Here is a 16,139-nt window from a genome sequence, read left to right as displayed (position 1 = left end):
TCATCACAGGGAGCATGAGACGCAACCCTGAACCTCCGTGCCCTGAAGCGCCATCTGGCGCAGTCGAATGTAATAGAGCGTTTTGATGCCTTTTTTCCACGCGTAAATCTGCGCTTTGTTGATGTCACGGGTCGAGACGTCATCGCGGAAGAACAGCGTCAGCGACAGGCCCTGATCGACATGCTGAGTCGCTTCTGCGTAGGTATCAATAATCGCTTCCGGCCCAATCTGATACGCATCCTGATAGAGATGGAGATTCTCATTGGTCATAAAGGGCGCGGGATAGTAGACGCGGCCGGTTTTGCCCTCTTTGCGGATCTCGATAGGGGAGACAATCGGATGGATGCTGGAGGTGGCATGGTTAATGTAGGAGATTGAACCGGTTGGCGGGATCGCCTGCAGGTTCTGATTAAACAGCCCGTGCTGCATCACCGCGTCGCGCAGCGCCTGCCAGTCCGCCTGTGTCGGCAGCGTCAGTCCGGCGTCGGCAAACAGCGTCGCTACCCGTTGCGTGCGCGGCAGCCATTCGCGCTGCAGATACTTATCGAAGTAGGCGCCGCTGGCGTACTGCGATTCCGCAAAGCCATCGAAGTTCTGCTGACGCTCCTGTGCCAGCTGATTAGAGGTGTGCAGCGCATAATAGGTGATGCAGTAGAAGTAGAGATTAGTGAAATCCAGCGCTTCCGGTGAACCGTAGGCGATGCCTTCCCGCGCCAGATAGCCGTGCAGGTTCATCTGACCCAAGCCAATGGCGTGCGAACGGCGATTGCCTTCGGCGACCGAGGGCACCGAGCCAATTTCGCTCATCATCGACACCGAGGTCAGAGCGCGGATCGCCACATCCACGGTACGCGACAGATCGCGTGAATCCATCGCGTGCGCAATGTTCAGTGAGCCGAGATTACAGGAGATATCTTTGCCGATCCGGCGATAGCTGAGATCGTCATTGTACTCGCTGGCGCTGTTCACCTGCAGGATCTCAGAGCAGAGGTTGCTCATGTTAATGCGACCGGCAATCGGATTACTGCGGTTCACGCTGTCCTCATACATGATGTAGGGATAGCCCGACTCAAACTGAATCTCGGCCAGCGTCTGGAAGAAGTCGCGTGGCTGAATATAGGTTTTACGGATGCGGTCGTCGGCCAGCATCTCGTCATATTTCTCGCTGATGCTGATATCGCCAAAGGCCTGACCGTAGATCCGTTCAACGTCGTAGGGCGAGAACAGCGCCATCGGTTTGTTCTCTTTTGCCAGCTGGAAGGTGATATCGGGGATCACCACGCCCAGCGACAGGGTTTTGATGCGGATCTTCTCATCGGCGTTTTCGCGCTTGGTATCAAGGAAGCGGAAAATATCGGGATGGTGTGCATTGAGCCACACCGCGCCAGCGCCCTGACGCGCGCCGAGCTGATTCGCATAAGAGAAGGCGTCCTCCAGCATTTTCATCACCGGGATAACGCCCGACGACTGATTTTCAATACGTTTGATTGGCGCACCGGACTCACGCAGGTTCGACAGCAAAAAGGCGACGCCGCCGCCGCGCTTTGAGAGCTGCAGTGCCGAATTCACGGCGCGACCAATTGACTCCATATTGTCTTCGATGCGCAGCAGGAAGCAGGAGACCAGCTCACCGCGTTGCTGTTTGCCGCAGTTCAGGAAGGTTGGTGTAGCGGGCTGGAAACGGCCGCTGAGGATCTCCTCCAGCAGGGCCCGCGCAAGCTTTTCATCGCCCTGAGCCAGCGTCAGCGCCACCATGCAGGCGCGCTGTTCGAAGGTTTCCAGATAGCGTTTGCCGTCGAAGGTCTTCAGGGTGTAGCTGGTGTAGTATTTCCAGGCACCGAGAAAGGTTTTAAACTCAAATCCCCAGTTTTCCGCCACCTCATGCAGCGCAAGCAGGAACGCAAAATCGTACTGGTTCAGCACTTCCGCTTCGTAATAGCTCTCTGCCACCAGATAGCGTAAACGCTCAGCGCAGCTATTGAAGGGGACGGTATTGGGCTGCACATGCTGCAGATAAAACTGACGTGTCGCTTCGCGATCCTTGTCGAACTGGATGCGGCCCTCGGCGTCGTAGAGATTGAGCATGGCATTAAGGGCGTGATAATCGAGCGTCACGCCGTTGAGGGTGTCTGTTGTTGCCAAAATTGGGTTACTCCCGCTTTAACTTTCGCGATATCGTCAGGCGTTCCCATCAGCTCGAAGCGGTAGAGGCAGGGAACATGACATTTATTTGCAATGATGCTGCCCGCCAGGCAGTAACCGGCACCGAAGTTACGGTTGCCCGCTGCGATCACGCCACGAATACCGCGTCGGTTCGCCTCATCATTAAGAAACTGAATCACCTGACCGGGCACCGCACCGCGACTGCTGCCACCGCCATAGCTGGGCACCACCAGAATATAGGGCTGGTCGATATGCAGTTGTTGCCGGGCATCAAGCGGGATGCGCCGGGCAGGCAGGCCGAGGCGCGTCACAAACCGGTGGGTGTTTTCCGACTGGCTGGAAAAATAGACCAGCGGGAACATGTGTTTATCCTCCGACAGCAGAAAGCGTGCGCAGCGTGGCGATTTTGTCCGGGCGGAAACCGCTCCAGTGATCGTTATCTGCCATCACGACGGGTACCTGGCGGTAACCCAGTGATTTCAGGTTGTCGATCGCCTCGGGCTGGCTGTCGAGATTGATAAGCTGATAGGCGAGACCCTGACGGTCCATCGCATTTTTGGTTGCCGTGCACTGGACACAGTTATCTTTAGTGTAAATAATAATGCGCATGATTCGTATTTCCCTCTATATGCGGTTCTGATGCCCGAAAACAAAGCAGACGCGGCAGGTTGCGGGCTTCATTGTGACGAACATCTGGTGTCGTGCTGATGAGATAAATACTAGATGTAGTGGTTTTGTGGGTCAAGCCCACCAGATATAGGGTTTTATGATTTGCATTTGCGCAACAGCGGCAAAGCCAGCAGGGATGCGCCCTGCAGCCTGGAAAAATCTTTTGTAAATGTCATCGGCCAGAAAAAGGGCATAAAAAAGCCCCGCACAGGGCAGGGCTCAGGAGATTTTTTGGAGTTGAGCTTAGCGGCGTGAAGCCAGCAGCACACCCACTACGATACCGAAAGCGGCACCGATACCAACACCGTGCCATGGCTTGTCATGGACATAGGTGTCAACCTGTGCACTGGCATCACGGGCAACCTGTGAGACACGGTTGCTGCCGCCGTTCAGTCTGGAGCGGGTCTGTTTCAGCAGCTTTTCTGCCTGACTGCGTGCAGAATCCACTTCGTCTTTGGCGTCACTGCCGTAAGATTTCAGCAGCGCTTCCAGTGAATCGGCCAGTTCGTTAACATCCTGATTAATATCAATGTCATCGTTTTTTACAGTGCGATTAAACATTTTTTAGCTCCCTTTGATTTAAAAACGTAATACTAGTGTAGACGACCTTGAGATAAACGAGACGCGGGAGTGTTCTTTAGGGAAAATTCCGAATGCCCACTCTGTCATGCTGTTGTAAGGTTGCGAAGCTTTTGAAAGAGGAGAGGATCGAGCATGTATTTACGACCAGATGAGGTAGCGCGCGTACTGGAAAAAGCGGGTTTCGAAGTCGATGAAATTACCCCACGGGCCTATGGTTATCGCCGTGGAGAGAACTATGTTTATGTGAATCGCGAAGCGCGCATGGGGCGCATGGCACTCGTCATTCACCCGACACTGAAAGAGAAGAGCCAGCCGTTCGCTGAACCTGCTTCAGAAATGAAGACCTGCGATCACTACACCCAATTCCCTCTCTACCTGGCGGGTGATTCACAGGAACACTACGGCATCCCGCACGGATTTAGTTCCCGCATGGCGCTGGAACGTTATATTCAAAGCGTTTTCGGCTAACGCATCAGGCCCCGCCGCGACGGGGCACTGAACCGCCTTTACCTCCTCCCTGTTTCCCTGCCGTTGCAATTACCGGCTGTGACGCGTATAAAACTGTCCCTTATAGATGTTTAGACGTCCATACGGATAAAAGTGATGAGCGAACAGCCAACTCCCTCGCAGGAACAATTTAAACGCACCATGAAAGTGCGCCATCTGGTGATGTTATCGCTGGGCGGCGTAATCGGCACCGGCCTGTTTTTTAACACCGGCTACATCATTTCCACCACCGGGGCGGCGGGGACGCTGCTCGCCTATCTGATTGGCGCGCTGGTGGTCTGGCTGGTGATGGTCTGTCTGGGCGAGCTCTCGGTGGCGATGCCGGAAACCGGCGCGTTCCACGTCTATGCCGCACGCTATCTCAGCCCGGCAACCGGCTACACCGTGGCCTGGCTCTACTGGCTGACCTGGACCGTGGCGCTCGGCTCCAGCCTGACGGCGGCGGGCTTCTGTATGCAGTACTGGTTCCCGCAGATCCCGGTATGGATCTGGTGCCTGGTCTTCTGCTGCGCCATCTATCTGCTGAACGTTATCTCAACCCGCTTCTTCGCCGAAGGGGAGTTCTGGTTCTCGCTGATTAAGGTGGTAACGATCGTCGCCTTTATCGTGCTCGGCGGTGCGGCGATGTTTGGGTTTATCCCGATGAAGGATGGCACGCCCGCACCGGGCCTGAGCAATCTGACGGCGCACGGCTGGCTGCCCAACGGCGTACTGCCGATTCTGATGACCATGGTGGCAGTCAACTTCGCCTTTTCCGGCACCGAGCTGATCGGTATTGCGGCCGGTGAAACCCAGCAGCCGGAGAAAGTGCTGCCGCTGGCGATCCGTACTACCGTGGCCCGGCTGATTATCTTCTTCATCGGCACGGTATTTGTGCTGGCGGCGCTGATTCCTATGGATCAGGCGGGTATCGTGAAAAGCCCGTTCGTGCTGGTCTTCGAAAAGATCGGCATCCCGTGGGCGGCTGACATTATTAACTTTGTGATCCTGACCGCTATCCTGTCTGCGGCCAACTCCGGACTCTATGCCTCCGGGCGGATGCTCTGGTCGCTGGCCAATGAAAATACGCTGCCGCGCGCCTTTGCCCGGGTGAACAAGCGCGGCGTGCCGATGCTGGCGATCACCGTCAGCATGGTGGGTGGTTTGCTGGCGCTGGTCTCCAGCGTGGTCGCGCCCGACACGGTGTTTGTGGCGCTGTCAGCTATCTCCGGCTTTGCGGTGGTAGCCGTCTGGCTCAGCATCTGCGCTTCGCATTTTGTTTTCCGTCGTCGTCATCTTCAGCAGGGCAAATCGCTGGCCGATCTGGCCTATCGTGCGCCGCTCTATCCGCTGACGCCGGTGCTGGGTTTCCTGCTCTGCCTGCTGGCCTGTGTCGGTCTGGCGTTTGATCCGACTCAGCGTATCGCGCTGTGGTGTGGCATCCCGTTTGTGCTGTTCTGCTATGCCGCTTACCATCTGACCCACAAATCATCCCCGAAGCCTGAGGAGGCCAATGATGTCGTATAACCCTGTCGCGCAGGCTTTAACGGAGTCGCCACTGCTGATTCTGGATGGTGCCCTGGCCACCGAGCTGGAAGCCCGCGGCTGTCATCTGGCCGATGCGTTATGGTCAGCTAAGGTGCTGATGGAAAATCCTGAGCTGATCTATCAGGTGCACTACGACTATTTTGTCGCCGGCGCGCGCTGTGCCATTACCGCCAGCTATCAGGCGACGCCGCAGGGCTTTGCCACACGTGGCCTTGATGAGGCGGAGTCACTGGCGTTGATCGCGCAGAGCGTCGAGCTGGCGCGACGCGCCCGTCACGATTATCTGGCGGTCCGGCCCGACGCGAAAACGCTGCTGGTAGCGGGATCGGTCGGTCCCTATGGCGCCTTCCTGGCGGATGGTTCGGAATATCGCGGCGACTATGCGTTGCCGGAAGCGGAGATGATGGCGTTTCACCGCCCACGCGTGCAGGCGCTGCTGGCGGCGGGTGCCGATCTGCTGGCCTGCGAAACCCTGCCTTCGTTTGCCGAAGCGCAGGCGCTGGTAAAGCTGCTGGCTGAATTTCCTGAAGGCCGCGCCTGGTTCTCGTTTACCCTGCGTGACGCCGGACACATCAGCGACGGCACGCCGCTGTCAGACGTCGTGAGCTGGCTGAATCAGCAGCCGCAGGTGGTAGCGGTGGGGATCAACTGTGTGGCACTTGAGAGCGTGACGCCTGCGCTGCAGCAGTTGCAGAAACTGACCAACAAGCCGCTGGTGGTCTATCCCAACTCTGGCGAGCAGTATGATGCCAGCAGCAAAACCTGGCACTCAGCGCCATCAGGCTGCACGCTGCATGACAAACTGGCAGAGTGGCAGCAGGCGGGCGCGAAGCTGATTGGCGGCTGCTGTCGCACCTCACCCAACGACATCGCGGCTATCGCCCGCGCTTGTCAACCGCAATAAGCTGGCTGAATCGGGCGATGATAGCCCGATTGAGGTGGAGAGGGCGGTCTACACTCTGATCACTGATCACTCTGTGGACCCCTTCATGAAACAGCGAATTCTGGCCCTGGCCGCCGCGCTGCTGCTTAGCGGCTGTGCCACCATTGTCGGCAATGAAACCCAACTGGTGCGCATCGACTCCTTGCCGCAGGGCGCGCGCTTTACCGTGCAGGATGAGCGTGGCTATGCGGTTGCGCAGGGTTTCACGCCGCAGACCGTTGAACTGGAAAAATCTACCGGCCGCTACTTCGGCAAAAAGCACTACCTGCTGATGCTGGAAAGCCCGGGCTACGTGCCGGTCACGGTGCCTATCGAGGCACGCGCTAACCTGTGGTATCTGCTGGGCAATATCCCGCTGGGTGGATTCCCCGGCTGGCTGCTGGTCGATCCCTTCTATGGCGGCATGTACGACCTTAAGCCTGAACACCCGCGTCCCTTTATGAACCCGGTTGGCGCGCGCGGCTGATTACTGCGCGGTCGGCTTCACCATTCCGCCTGGCGTTTTATGGCGTTCCAGATACTGATGCTGGAAAATGCACATGCGGATGGTGTTGCGGTACTCCCCGTTGATGAAAAACTCATGTTTAAGCACGCCTTCGATCTCGAAGCCGAGCTTGGTGTAGATGTGGATCGCTTTTTCGTTCTCCTGATCGACAATCAGGTAGAGCTTGTAGAGATTCAGTACTGAGAAGCCGTAATCCATCGCCAGCTTCGCCGCCTGGGTTGCCAGTCCTTTGCCCTGATGGGCCGGATCGATAATGATCTGAAACTCGGCGCGGCGGTGCACATGGTTGATTTCCACCAGTTCCACTAATCCCGCTTTCTGCCCGCTGTGCTCGACCACAAAGCGACGTTCGGTCTGATCGTGAATGTGCTTGTTGTAGAGATCGGACAGCTCCACAAACGCCTCATACGGCTCCTCAAACCAGTAACGCATCACGCTGGCGTTGTTATCCAGCTGATGGACAAAGTGCAGATCTTCCCGCTCCAGCGGACGCAATTTTACCGTCATTGCCTTTTCCTCTCATGAAATAATGGTCGCGAGTATACCGCATCAGCCAGCCGCTGCGTTTTGCGCTGTCGCATTCGCGTGCCTGCTTCAGCCTGTAAAGGTTTACAGCGTCGCGTGGCAATCTAATGACTCAGAGGAAGATAACAGCGCGCCGTTCTGGCAATGGAGAGGATGACGCTAATGGCGGAAGAAGGGGATGTTACAGAAAGGCGCGGCGGATGCAGCAGCGCCGGACGGCAGGTGAACGCCGTCCGGCCTGATTTCAGGCAGAGATCTGTTCGATGATACGACCCTGCGACATGTGCACGGCGCGATCGCACATGTGATCGATCACGTCGGGATCGTGGCTCACCAGCACCATGGTCAGGCCATCCTGCTGTTTCAGATCGTTGAGCAGATTGAGGATCTCCGCCTGCACTGACATATCCAGCGCCGACGTCGGCTCATCCAGCAGCAGGATCTTCGGCTGCAGCAGCAGGGCGCGCACGATGGCAACACGCTGACGCTGACCGCCGGAGAGCTGATGCGGATAGCGATCCGCCATAGCGGGATCGAGTCCGACATGACGGAAGCCCTGATCGATACGATCGTTGATATTGTCGCGTTTCAGCAGCTTCAGCGGCTCGGCCAGCGTGCGACGCAGCCGGTGACGCGGATGCAGCGAGGCATAGGGATCCTGAAACACCATCTGCACTTCCTGACGCAGCGCGCCGGTGAAGGCTTTACCCGGCTGAACCTCGTGACCGGCAAGCTGCATCTGACCCTGCCAGTGTGGGTTCAGACCTGCCAGCACCCACAGCAGCGACGACTTGCCGCAGCCTGACGGACCCACCAGACCAAAACACTCGCCAGCGTTAACCTCCAGGTTAACCTCATGCACCACGGTGCGCAGCTCGTAACCCTGTTTGTGGGCGACGCTTAGATTCTGCAGCTTAATCATCATTCGCCTCCAGCGCAGCGCGGTCCAGCACCGGTAATGTCTGTCCGTGGGTCGCTTTGCCCGGACGGCAGGCCCACAGCGTGCGGGTGTAGGGATGGGTAGCGTGCGGCAGATCGGCGGCGGGCAGCGTATCCAGCAACCGGCCTTTATACATCACCATCACCCGCTCGCAATGTTCTGAAACCTGCTGCAAATCATGGCTGATCAGCAGCAGGCCCATGTTGCGCGCCTCCACCAGACCGCGGATCAGCGCCAGCACCTGATCGCGCATGGCATGATCCAGCGCGGAGGTCGGTTCATCGGCGATCAGGAAGTCCGGATCGGTAATCAGGGCGATCGCCAGCATCACGCGCTGGCCCATGCCGCCAGAGAGCTGATGCGGATACTGCTGCATCAGACGACGCGGATCGGGCAGGCCGACCGCATCCAGCATTTCACACACTTTCTCTTTGCGCTCGGCACGGCTCAGGCGGCGATGCAGGATCAGCGGCTCTTCCACCTGCCAGCCAATGGTGCGCGTCGGGTTAAGGGCATACTTCGGGTCCTGCATCACCATCGCCACGCGGTTACCGCGCAGCTGATTCCAGTGACGCTCACTCAGCGTCAGCGCATTTTCACCGGCCACCTGGAGCTGGCTGGCCTGCAGATGCAGCGCGGGCGAGAGTAAGCCCATCAGGCTGCGGGCGGTCAGTGACTTGCCGGAACCGGACTCACCGACCAGCGCCACACGCTCGCGGCCTACGGAAAAACTGATGTTATCGACCAGCAGCGCATCGTCGCTGCGAATGGTCAGCCCCTCGGCATGGAGCAGATTATTTTGCATGACGGGTATCCAGTCGGTCGCGCAGGCCATCGCCTGTCAGGTTAAAGGCCAGGCTGGCAAACAGAATCGCCGCGCCCGGTGCAGCAGCAACCCACCACTGATCAAAAATGACTTTACTGCCTTCGGCCACCATCGAACCCCATTCCGCCGTCGGCGGCTGAACGCCCATACCGAGGAAACCGAGCCCGGCTGCGGCCAGGATAATCCCGCCCAGGCTCAGGGCGGCGCGGACTACCGCCGTCGGCATGCAGAGCGGCAGGATATGACCGAACATCAGGCGAAAGCCCGTAATCCCCTGCATCCGCGCGGCGGCAAGGTAGTCGCTGCGGCGCAGTGCCAGGGTTTCAGCGCGTGCCTGACGGGCAAACGGCGGCCAGCTGGTCAGTGCCAGCGCCAGTGCGCCGTTCATCAGGCCAGGGCCGAGAATCGCCACCAGCGCCAGCGCGATTACCAGGTTGGGCAGTGACAGAAAGATATCGGTAATGCGCATCAGCAGGCGTTCGGTCCAGCCGCCCACGTAACCGGCGGTGATGCCGATCAACAGCCCGGCCGGAATGGTCAGCACCAGAATCAGCGACACCAGCAGCAGGGTCGGACGCGCGCCGTAAATCACGCGCGAGAGCAGATCGCGGCCAAAGCCGTCGGTGCCGAACCAGTGCTGTGCCGACGGGGCCAGCAGACGGCTCGACATGGTCTGCACGTTCGGATCGAACGGCGCAATCAGCGGCGCCAGCAGTGCCATCAGGATAAGAATCGCCACCAGCGTCAGCCCAACGGTTAACGAGGTAACGCGTTGACGGCGACGGCGTGGTCGCAGCGTTTCGAGTTCAGAGAGTTGTTGCGTCATCGGGTTCTCGGATCGGTTAACCAGGTTAAAACATCCGCCAGGGTGTTAATCAGGATAAAGCAGCTGCCGATTAACAGGGTTGAGCCCAGAATCGCCGGCACATCGCCGGAGAACAGCGCATTGGTCATATAGCGACCCACACCTGGCCAGGCGAAGACGGTTTCAGTCAGCACCGAGCCTTCCAGCAGCGTAGCGTAGGAGAGAGCGATCACCGTGACCAGCGTGCCCAGCACGTTGGGGAAGATATGGCGCAGCAGGATGCGCACCCGACCCGCGCCTTTAGCACGCGCCAGCACCACATACTCTTTGCTGCTCTCTTCCAGCAGCGCAGCACGCAGCAGGCGGGTAATGCCCGCCATCGCCAGCAGGCCGAGGATCACCACCGGCAGCCAGAGGTGCGCAATTGCATTGCGGAACATCTCCGGTTCACCCGACAGCCAGCTGTCGATCAGCACAAAGCCGGTCTTCGGCTCCAGGGTGTAGACCCAGATATCATCCAGCCGTCCCGGTCCGGCGGACCAGTGCAGCACCGCATAAAAGAGCAGCAGGCCCAGCAGGCCGAGCCAGAACACCGGCACCGAGTAGCCCAGCAGCGAGACAAAGCGGGCGAGATTATCGATCCAGCTGCCCGGTTTCCAGGCGGCCAGCAGCGCCAGCGTCACGCCGAACACCACCGCGAAGATCATCGCACAGGTCGCCAGCTCGATGGTGGCGGGGAAGGTGGTCATCAGGTCGCCGCTCACCGACTGATTGGTGAGACGGGAGACACCCAGATCGCCCTGCGCCAGATGTTCGACGTAGCGCCAGAACTGCATCAGCACCGGCTGGTCGAGACCCAGGTCATGACGCACCTGCTCATAAGTCGCTTCACTGGCGTGATCGCCGGCGATCTGCTGCACCGGATCGATCGGCGAGAGATGCGACAGCATAAAGGTAAAGGCGAGCAGGCCAAGCAGCGTAACCAGCAGCGACAGTACGCTACCGATCAGGCGCCCGCCACGCTGCCAAAAAAGCCGGGCGAACCCGGCTGAAGGAACAGACTGTGCCATTACTTAGTGACCTGCGAGTAATACACCATGTCAGGGTTAATGCCCTGCACATAGCCTTTCAGGTTGTCGCGCAGGGCGATCAGGTTCTTCGCCTGCATCCCAATCACATACGGTGAGTTCTTCATCACTTCACGCTGCATCGCTTCATACAGCGCCACGCGTTTCTTCGGATCGCTCTCGGCGGTCGCCGCAATCACCTGCTTGTTCAGCTCAGGAATGTGCCAGTCTGAACGGAAGGCGATGGTTTTGCTGCCATCTTCCGGATTGTAAGCAAACGAGGCGGCATTGGTGTTGGGATCGAAGTAGTCGGAGCCCCAGGCGTTCAGCGTCGCTTCATATTTATGCGCTTTCACGTTGGTCGACACTTCGGAGCTCAGACCCGGCACCACTTCCACTTTCACGCCCGCTTTGGCGAAGCTGCCCTGCAGCGCCTGTGCGATATCCAGATAAGGCGGCTGGTTGCTGGTGGAGAGCTTGAAGGTGACGTTGTTCAGGCCCGCTTTCTTCAGAATCGCTTTGGCTTTTTCCGGATCGTAGCTGTATGGCGTGTCGTTGATCGCGCCCAGGAAGCCCTTAGGCAGGAAGCTCTGATGCACGTCGAACTGGCCTTTCAGCAGCTCACTGGCGATGCCTTTGTAATCCCACAGGTAGCGTGCCGCTTCCCAGAAGGCCGGGTTCTTCATCGTTTCGTTCGCGCCGATGTTGAACTGGATGTAGTAGAGCGACGCCATTGGAATCGCTTCCGTCTTCACGCCCGGTTTGCCGTTCAGCGCAGCAATCTGATCGGCACCCAGGTTACGGGCGATATCGGCATCACCCTGTTCCAGCAGCAGACGACGCGCAGCCGGTTCAGGCACGTTCTTGATCAGAATGTTCTTCATTTTTGGCGCGCCCGCTGGTGAAGTCGGGTTAGCGCTGAGCAGCACCACCTGATGCATCACCACTTTGCGGATCTGATACGGGCCGCTGCCCGCCGAGTGGGTGGCCAGCCAGGCGTTACCGAAATCGCCGTTCTTCTGGTTCGCCATCGCGGTTTCTTCATCAATGATCGATGAAACCGGGGCAGAGAGCAGGCTCAGGACGTAGGTCGGGCTGACGTTGGCGGTCCAGCTGATCTGCACATGATTGTCGTCGACTTTCTTCAGGAAGCCATCGACGTTATCTTTGGTCCAGCCGAGCTGCGTCAGGATGAAAGAGGGATCGAGGTTCAGTTTCACCACGCGGCCCAGCGAGAAGATCACATCTTCCGGACGCAGCGGGTTGCCGGTAGAGAATTTCGCATCTTTGCGCAGTTCAAAGGTCAGGCTGCGATTGTCGCTGCCGGGCTGCCAAGAGGTGGCCAGTGTAGGTTTCAGGTCCACCGGATTCTGCGGGTCAGACTGCACCAGGCGCTGATAGATGTTAGTAAAAGCCTGAACGCTGGTCAGTTCAAACCCTTTGGCCGGGTCGAAGCTGTCTGCGTCGTCAGTTGATTGTGCAATCACCAGCGTATCTTTGGGTGTTGCGGCCTGGGCTGTGAAGGCGGCAGCCAGCGTCAGCGCCAGCAGTGATGGAATTATAGTTTTCATGAAATTTCCTTGCCTCTAAAAAGTTACGCGAGTTTACGAAAGGGCCGATGCGAAGAATAGTCGAATATGGGCTAATCATATGCCAAAAGGTTATAAGGATTACCTGGCGGTTATAAGAAGATCGCCACGCTGTTACCGAAGCGGCAAACTGAGCAGAAACAAATCCTCAACGAAACCGTTATTCAATACGTTATTGCTTTACCGAAGCCGGCCTCTCTTTATAATGGCGGCAGATAACTTCAGGAGAATTCAGTTGGACAGTCACCCGAGATTAACCTTTATTCTGGCAAGCTGAGTTTCCTCTGCTGCTTGCCAACCGGCGAGCAGCGATCCCCGCTTTAATTAACGATCGCGCTCCTTATTTTTAATCCTGCTATCACCAGGAGTGCGCGTTATGCTGCTGTTTATATTCGCTCTTTTTCCTCCGCCCCGTCTGGCGTAGCCCAGGCTGCGCCCAATCGCTGATATCAGACTTTTAAAACGCCGCGTATAACCGGCGTCAGGTAACCCTGCGTGCGTCATTATTTAGCGCGCAGGCGGAATAACCTGACTGTTTCTGAAAGTCACCCCATTAAATAACCCGGCCACGCCAGGTTTTATCCATGCACGTTATTTCCCGTGCAGGACAACTATTGCTTTAAATCAGGGAGATGTCGAAATGAGCGACATGAAACTGGAACAGGTTGCGATCACTTCATCCGGCAACCGTAATGATAAAAAAAGTAAAAAAATGTTTGCTGTGGCGCAGCAGGCAGACCAGCACATTGATATGACGCTGGCGAACCTGCGTAGTCAGCGTCAGGGCCTGACCCAGGCTGAAGCGGCGAAACGACTGGCTTTGTATGGCCGTAATGAAGTGGCGCATGAGAAAGCGCCACCGGCGCTGATTCAGCTGCTGATGGCGTTTAATAACCCGTTTATCTACGTATTACTGGTCCTGGCGCTGGTGAGCCTGTTTACCGACTATATTCTGCCGCTGCGCGCCGGTCAGGAGACCGATCTCTCCGGCGTCATCATCATCTTCACCATGGTGATGCTGAGCGGGCTGCTGCGCTTCTGGCAGGAGTTTCGCACCAACCGTGCGGCGCAGGCACTAAAGTCACTGGTGCGCAGCCAGGTCACCGTGCTGCGGCGTGAGCCGGGCAGCGAAACCGCGCAGCGCCAGGATGTGGATATGAGTGAACTGGTGCCGGGCGATATCATTCTGCTCAGCACCGGCGATCAGGTGCCTGCCGATGTCCGTCTGCTGAGTTCACGTAATCTGTTTATCAGTGAAGCGGTGCTGACCGGCGAGTCGCTGCCGGTTGAAAAACAGAGCTGCGATGCGGGTATCGATGCCGAAGGTCAGACCGCCCAGGAGCGGCTGGCATCACCGAATATCTGCCTGATGGGCACCAGCGTGGCCAGCGGCACAGCCAGCGCAGTCGTGGTAGCGACGGGCGGCGAAACCTGGTTCGGCTCACTGGCCTCATCGCTGACCGGAAGCCGTCCGCAGACCGCCTTTGATCGCGGGGTGAACAGCGTCAGCAAGCTGCTGATCCGCTTTATGCTGGTGATGGTCCCGGTGGTGCTGCTGATTAACGGCTTCACCAAAGGCGACTGGATGGATGCCACGCTGTTTGCACTGGCCGTCGCGGTCGGGCTGACCCCGGAAATGCTGCCGATGATTGTCAGCGCCAACCTGGCTAAGGGCGCGATTGCGATGTCACGTCGCAAAGTGATCGTTAAAAAGCTCAACGCCATTCAGAACCTCGGCGCGATGGATGTGCTCTGCACTGATAAAACCGGCACGCTGACCCAGGACACCATCCTGCTGGCGCATCATCTGGATGCGCGGGGTAACGAAGATGCACAGGTGCTGCTGCTGGCATGGCTCAACAGCGGCAGCCAGAGTGGCGCGAAAAACCTGATGGATCGCGCCTTACTCTGCGCGGGCGACAAGGTCATTTCACAGTCTCAGCGCAGCCAGTTCCAGCTGATCGATGAGCTGCCGTTTGATTTTACCCGCCGTCGGGTGTCGGTGCTGGTGGAGGATCTGACTCAGCATCATTCACAACTGATCTGCAAAGGCGCAGTGGAAGAGATGCTGGCAGTGAGCATTGCCGTGCGGCAGGGCGACACGGTAGTCGCACTGGATGCGGCACAGCGCGCGGCGCTGCTGGCGCAGACTGAACACTATCATCAGCAGGGTTATCGCGTGCTGCTGGTGGCAACCCGTGATGGCGAGCTGCACGCGCCGCTCAGCGACAGCGATGAGCGCGATCTGATTATCCAGGGAATGCTGACCTTCCGCGATCCGCCTAAAGCCAGCGCGGGCAAAGCGATTAAAGCCCTGCGTGACAGCGGTGTGACGGTGAAAGTGCTGACCGGTGACAATCCGCTGGTGACGCTGCGGGTCTGTGCCGATGTCGGGCTGACCGATCCGGCCATGCTGACCGGCGATCAGATTGAGGCGATGAACGATGATGAGCTGGCGCAGGAAGCAGAACGCTGCACTCTGTTTGCTCAGCTGACGCCGCTGCAGAAATCCCGTCTGGTGCGGCTGATGCAGCAGAACGGTCACACAGTCGGGTTCCTGGGCGATGGCATTAATGACGCGCCTGCGCTGCGGGCGGCTGACACCGGGATTTCCGTGGACAGCGCGGCGGATGTGGCGAAAGCCTCATCGGACATCATCCTGCTGGAGAAGGATTTACAGGTGCTGAATGAGGGTGTACTCAAAGGACGCGAGACCTTTGGCAACATCATCAAGTATCTCAACATGACCGCCAGCTCCAACTTCGGCAACGTTTTCTCGCTGCTGGTGGCCAGTGCCTTTATTCCGTTTCTGCCGATGCTGTCGATTCATCTGCTGATTCAGAACCTGATGTATGACGTTTCCCAGCTGGCGCTGCCGTGGGACAAGGTTGACCGTGAGTTTCTGAATAAGCCGCGTAAATGGGATGCCGGCAATATCAAACGCTTCATGCTGTGGATGGGCCCGACCTCGTCAATTTTTGACGTCACCACCTTTGCACTGATGTGGTTTGTTTTCGGCGCTAACCATGCAGGCGTGCAGTCGCTGTTCCAGTCCGGCTGGTTTATTGAGGGGCTGCTGTCACAAACGCTGGTAGTACATATGCTGCGTACCCGGAAGATTCCGTTTATCCAGAGTCGCGCCACCTTACCGGTGATGCTGACTACGCTGGCGGTGATGGCGCTGGGCATCCTGATCCCGTTCTCACCGCTGGGTGCGATGGTTGGTCTGGTGCCACTGCCATGGCAATATTTCCCGTGGCTGGTGCTGACGCTGTTCAGCTACTGCCTGGTGGCGCAGGGCATGAAACGATTCTACATCCGTCGCTTTGGTCAGTGGTTCTAGGGAGGAGAAGATGAAAAAAAGCAGGCTCGATAAGGTCTTTGTCGGCGTGATGATCATCGGCTTAACTCTGATTGCGCTGACGGTCATCGTGCGGTGATGGCGTTGTGATAGTGCGGTAAGTGAGAGGCAGCGAGGGGACTCGCTGCCT

General features: G+C 57.9%; 16 protein-coding genes. 6 read left to right on the top strand and 10 right to left on the bottom strand.

The window, feature by feature from the left end:
• Positions 1 to 3: 3 nt before the first annotated feature.
• From nrdE to HFD95_RS10650, 4 genes are all read right to left on the bottom strand, one after another.
• A complete protein-coding gene (nrdE, locus tag HFD95_RS10665; RefSeq protein WP_167430213.1) occupies positions 4 to 2,142 on the bottom strand; it encodes a class 1b ribonucleoside-diphosphate reductase subunit alpha in 2,139 nt (712 codons plus the stop codon).
• Positions 2,112 to 2,525 (bottom strand): class Ib ribonucleoside-diphosphate reductase assembly flavoprotein NrdI, encoded by a 414-nt coding sequence (nrdI, locus tag HFD95_RS10660; RefSeq protein WP_167430212.1) that lies wholly within the window; start codon positions 2,523 to 2,525, stop codon positions 2,112 to 2,114. The genes nrdE and nrdI overlap by 31 nt, the downstream gene beginning before the upstream one ends.
• A gap of 4 nt (positions 2,526 to 2,529) precedes the next feature.
• Entirely contained in the window at positions 2,530 to 2,772 is a 243-nt protein-coding gene (nrdH, locus tag HFD95_RS10655) for a glutaredoxin-like protein NrdH (protein ID WP_010257769.1), read from the bottom strand.
• Positions 2,773 to 3,075: 303 nt separating this feature from the next.
• The gene (locus tag HFD95_RS10650) at positions 3,076 to 3,393 is read right to left on the bottom strand and encodes a DUF883 family protein (protein ID WP_010257764.1); all 318 of its coding nucleotides are present in this window, start codon (positions 3,391 to 3,393) and stop codon (positions 3,076 to 3,078) included.
• 153 nt (positions 3,394 to 3,546) lie between these two features.
• Here HFD95_RS10650 and HFD95_RS10645 point away from each other — a divergent pair, with 153 nt between their 5' ends.
• From HFD95_RS10645 to HFD95_RS10630, 4 genes are all read left to right on the top strand, one after another.
• A complete protein-coding gene (locus HFD95_RS10645) occupies positions 3,547 to 3,882 on the top strand; it encodes a DUF2002 family protein (protein WP_003850360.1) in 336 nt (111 codons plus the stop codon).
• A gap of 135 nt (positions 3,883 to 4,017) precedes the next feature.
• Positions 4,018 to 5,427, top strand: coding sequence for an S-methylmethionine permease (mmuP, locus tag HFD95_RS10640; RefSeq protein ID WP_033758676.1), 1,410 nt, complete (start codon positions 4,018 to 4,020; stop codon positions 5,425 to 5,427).
• The gene (mmuM, locus tag HFD95_RS10635; RefSeq protein ID WP_167430211.1) at positions 5,417 to 6,352 is read left to right on the top strand and encodes a homocysteine S-methyltransferase; all 936 of its coding nucleotides are present in this window, start codon (positions 5,417 to 5,419) and stop codon (positions 6,350 to 6,352) included. The genes mmuP and mmuM overlap by 11 nt, the downstream gene beginning before the upstream one ends.
• An 85-nt stretch (positions 6,353 to 6,437) precedes the next feature.
• Positions 6,438 to 6,857, top strand: coding sequence for a hypothetical protein (locus tag HFD95_RS10630; protein ID WP_010257757.1), 420 nt, complete (start codon positions 6,438 to 6,440; stop codon positions 6,855 to 6,857).
• On the opposite strand, the gene speG is transcribed toward HFD95_RS10630, so the two are convergent.
• The 6 genes from speG to HFD95_RS10600 form a co-directional block, all read right to left on the bottom strand.
• On the bottom strand, positions 6,858 to 7,403 hold the full coding sequence (speG, locus tag HFD95_RS10625) for a spermidine N1-acetyltransferase (protein ID WP_003850356.1): 546 nt from the start codon (positions 7,401 to 7,403) through the stop codon (positions 6,858 to 6,860).
• Positions 7,404 to 7,665: 262 nt separating this feature from the next.
• Positions 7,666 to 8,343 carry an ABC transporter ATP-binding protein gene (locus HFD95_RS10620; RefSeq protein WP_086906285.1) on the bottom strand — a complete coding sequence of 226 codons (678 nt, stop codon included), beginning with the start codon at positions 8,341 to 8,343 and terminating at the stop codon, positions 7,666 to 7,668.
• Complete coding sequence (locus HFD95_RS10615; protein ID WP_031594057.1) at positions 8,336 to 9,166, bottom strand: ABC transporter ATP-binding protein; 831 nt, start codon at positions 9,164 to 9,166, stop codon at positions 8,336 to 8,338. The genes HFD95_RS10620 and HFD95_RS10615 overlap by 8 nt, the downstream gene beginning before the upstream one ends.
• Positions 9,156 to 10,013: an ABC transporter permease gene (locus HFD95_RS10610; protein ID WP_010257750.1), complete on the bottom strand. Its 858-nt coding sequence runs from the start codon at positions 10,011 to 10,013 to the stop codon at positions 9,156 to 9,158. The genes HFD95_RS10615 and HFD95_RS10610 overlap by 11 nt, the downstream gene beginning before the upstream one ends.
• Positions 10,010 to 11,062 (bottom strand): ABC transporter permease, encoded by a 1,053-nt coding sequence (locus HFD95_RS10605; protein ID WP_010257745.1) that lies wholly within the window; start codon positions 11,060 to 11,062, stop codon positions 10,010 to 10,012. Before HFD95_RS10605 ends, HFD95_RS10610 begins: the two co-directional genes overlap by 4 nt.
• Entirely contained in the window at positions 11,062 to 12,630 is a 1,569-nt protein-coding gene (locus HFD95_RS10600) for an ABC transporter substrate-binding protein (RefSeq protein WP_167430210.1), read from the bottom strand. Before HFD95_RS10600 ends, HFD95_RS10605 begins: the two co-directional genes overlap by 1 nt.
• 658 nt (positions 12,631 to 13,288) lie before the next feature.
• Between HFD95_RS10600 and mgtA the strand changes: the two genes are divergently transcribed.
• Together mgtA and mgtU are read left to right on the top strand one after the other, a co-directional pair.
• Positions 13,289 to 15,991, top strand: coding sequence for a magnesium-translocating P-type ATPase (gene mgtA / locus HFD95_RS10595; RefSeq protein WP_167430209.1), 2,703 nt, complete (start codon positions 13,289 to 13,291; stop codon positions 15,989 to 15,991).
• Positions 15,992 to 16,001: 10 nt separating this feature from the next.
• Entirely contained in the window at positions 16,002 to 16,088 is an 87-nt protein-coding gene (mgtU, locus tag HFD95_RS22300; protein ID WP_350029534.1) for a magnesium transporter protection protein MgtU, read from the top strand.
• The last annotated feature ends 51 nt before the right edge of the window (positions 16,089 to 16,139 follow it).

It is taken from the genome of Pantoea sp. EKM10T (genome assembly GCF_011800685.1).
Classification (GTDB): domain Bacteria; phylum Pseudomonadota; class Gammaproteobacteria; order Enterobacterales; family Enterobacteriaceae; genus Pantoea; species Pantoea agglomerans.
This window is presented reverse-complemented; position numbering and strand designations above follow the sequence as displayed.

Coding starts and splice junctions, on each gene's coding strand:
- mmuP (WP_033758676.1), top strand. CDS start 4,018: ATGAGCGAACAGCCAACTCCCTCGCAGGAACAATTTAAACGCACCATG.
- mgtU (WP_350029534.1), top strand. CDS start 16,002: ATGAAAAAAAGCAGGCTCGATAAGGTCTTTGTCGGCGTGATGATCATC.
- HFD95_RS10630 (WP_010257757.1), top strand. CDS start 6,438: ATGAAACAGCGAATTCTGGCCCTGGCCGCCGCGCTGCTGCTTAGCGGC.
- HFD95_RS10650 (WP_010257764.1), bottom strand. CDS start 3,393: ATGTTTAATCGCACTGTAAAAAACGATGACATTGATATTAATCAGGAT.
- nrdH (WP_010257769.1), bottom strand. CDS start 2,772: ATGCGCATTATTATTTACACTAAAGATAACTGTGTCCAGTGCACGGCA.
- HFD95_RS10600 (WP_167430210.1), bottom strand. CDS start 12,630: ATGAAAACTATAATTCCATCACTGCTGGCGCTGACGCTGGCTGCCGCC.
- nrdI (WP_167430212.1), bottom strand. CDS start 2,525: ATGTTCCCGCTGGTCTATTTTTCCAGCCAGTCGGAAAACACCCACCGG.
- mgtA (WP_167430209.1), top strand. CDS start 13,289: ATGAGCGACATGAAACTGGAACAGGTTGCGATCACTTCATCCGGCAAC.
- HFD95_RS10645 (WP_003850360.1), top strand. CDS start 3,547: ATGTATTTACGACCAGATGAGGTAGCGCGCGTACTGGAAAAAGCGGGT.
- HFD95_RS10605 (WP_010257745.1), bottom strand. CDS start 11,062: ATGGCACAGTCTGTTCCTTCAGCCGGGTTCGCCCGGCTTTTTTGGCAG.
- HFD95_RS10615 (WP_031594057.1), bottom strand. CDS start 9,166: ATGCAAAATAATCTGCTCCATGCCGAGGGGCTGACCATTCGCAGCGAC.
- mmuM (WP_167430211.1), top strand. CDS start 5,417: ATGTCGTATAACCCTGTCGCGCAGGCTTTAACGGAGTCGCCACTGCTG.
- HFD95_RS10620 (WP_086906285.1), bottom strand. CDS start 8,343: ATGATTAAGCTGCAGAATCTAAGCGTCGCCCACAAACAGGGTTACGAG.
- speG (WP_003850356.1), bottom strand. CDS start 7,403: ATGACGGTAAAATTGCGTCCGCTGGAGCGGGAAGATCTGCACTTTGTC.
- HFD95_RS10610 (WP_010257750.1), bottom strand. CDS start 10,013: ATGACGCAACAACTCTCTGAACTCGAAACGCTGCGACCACGCCGTCGC.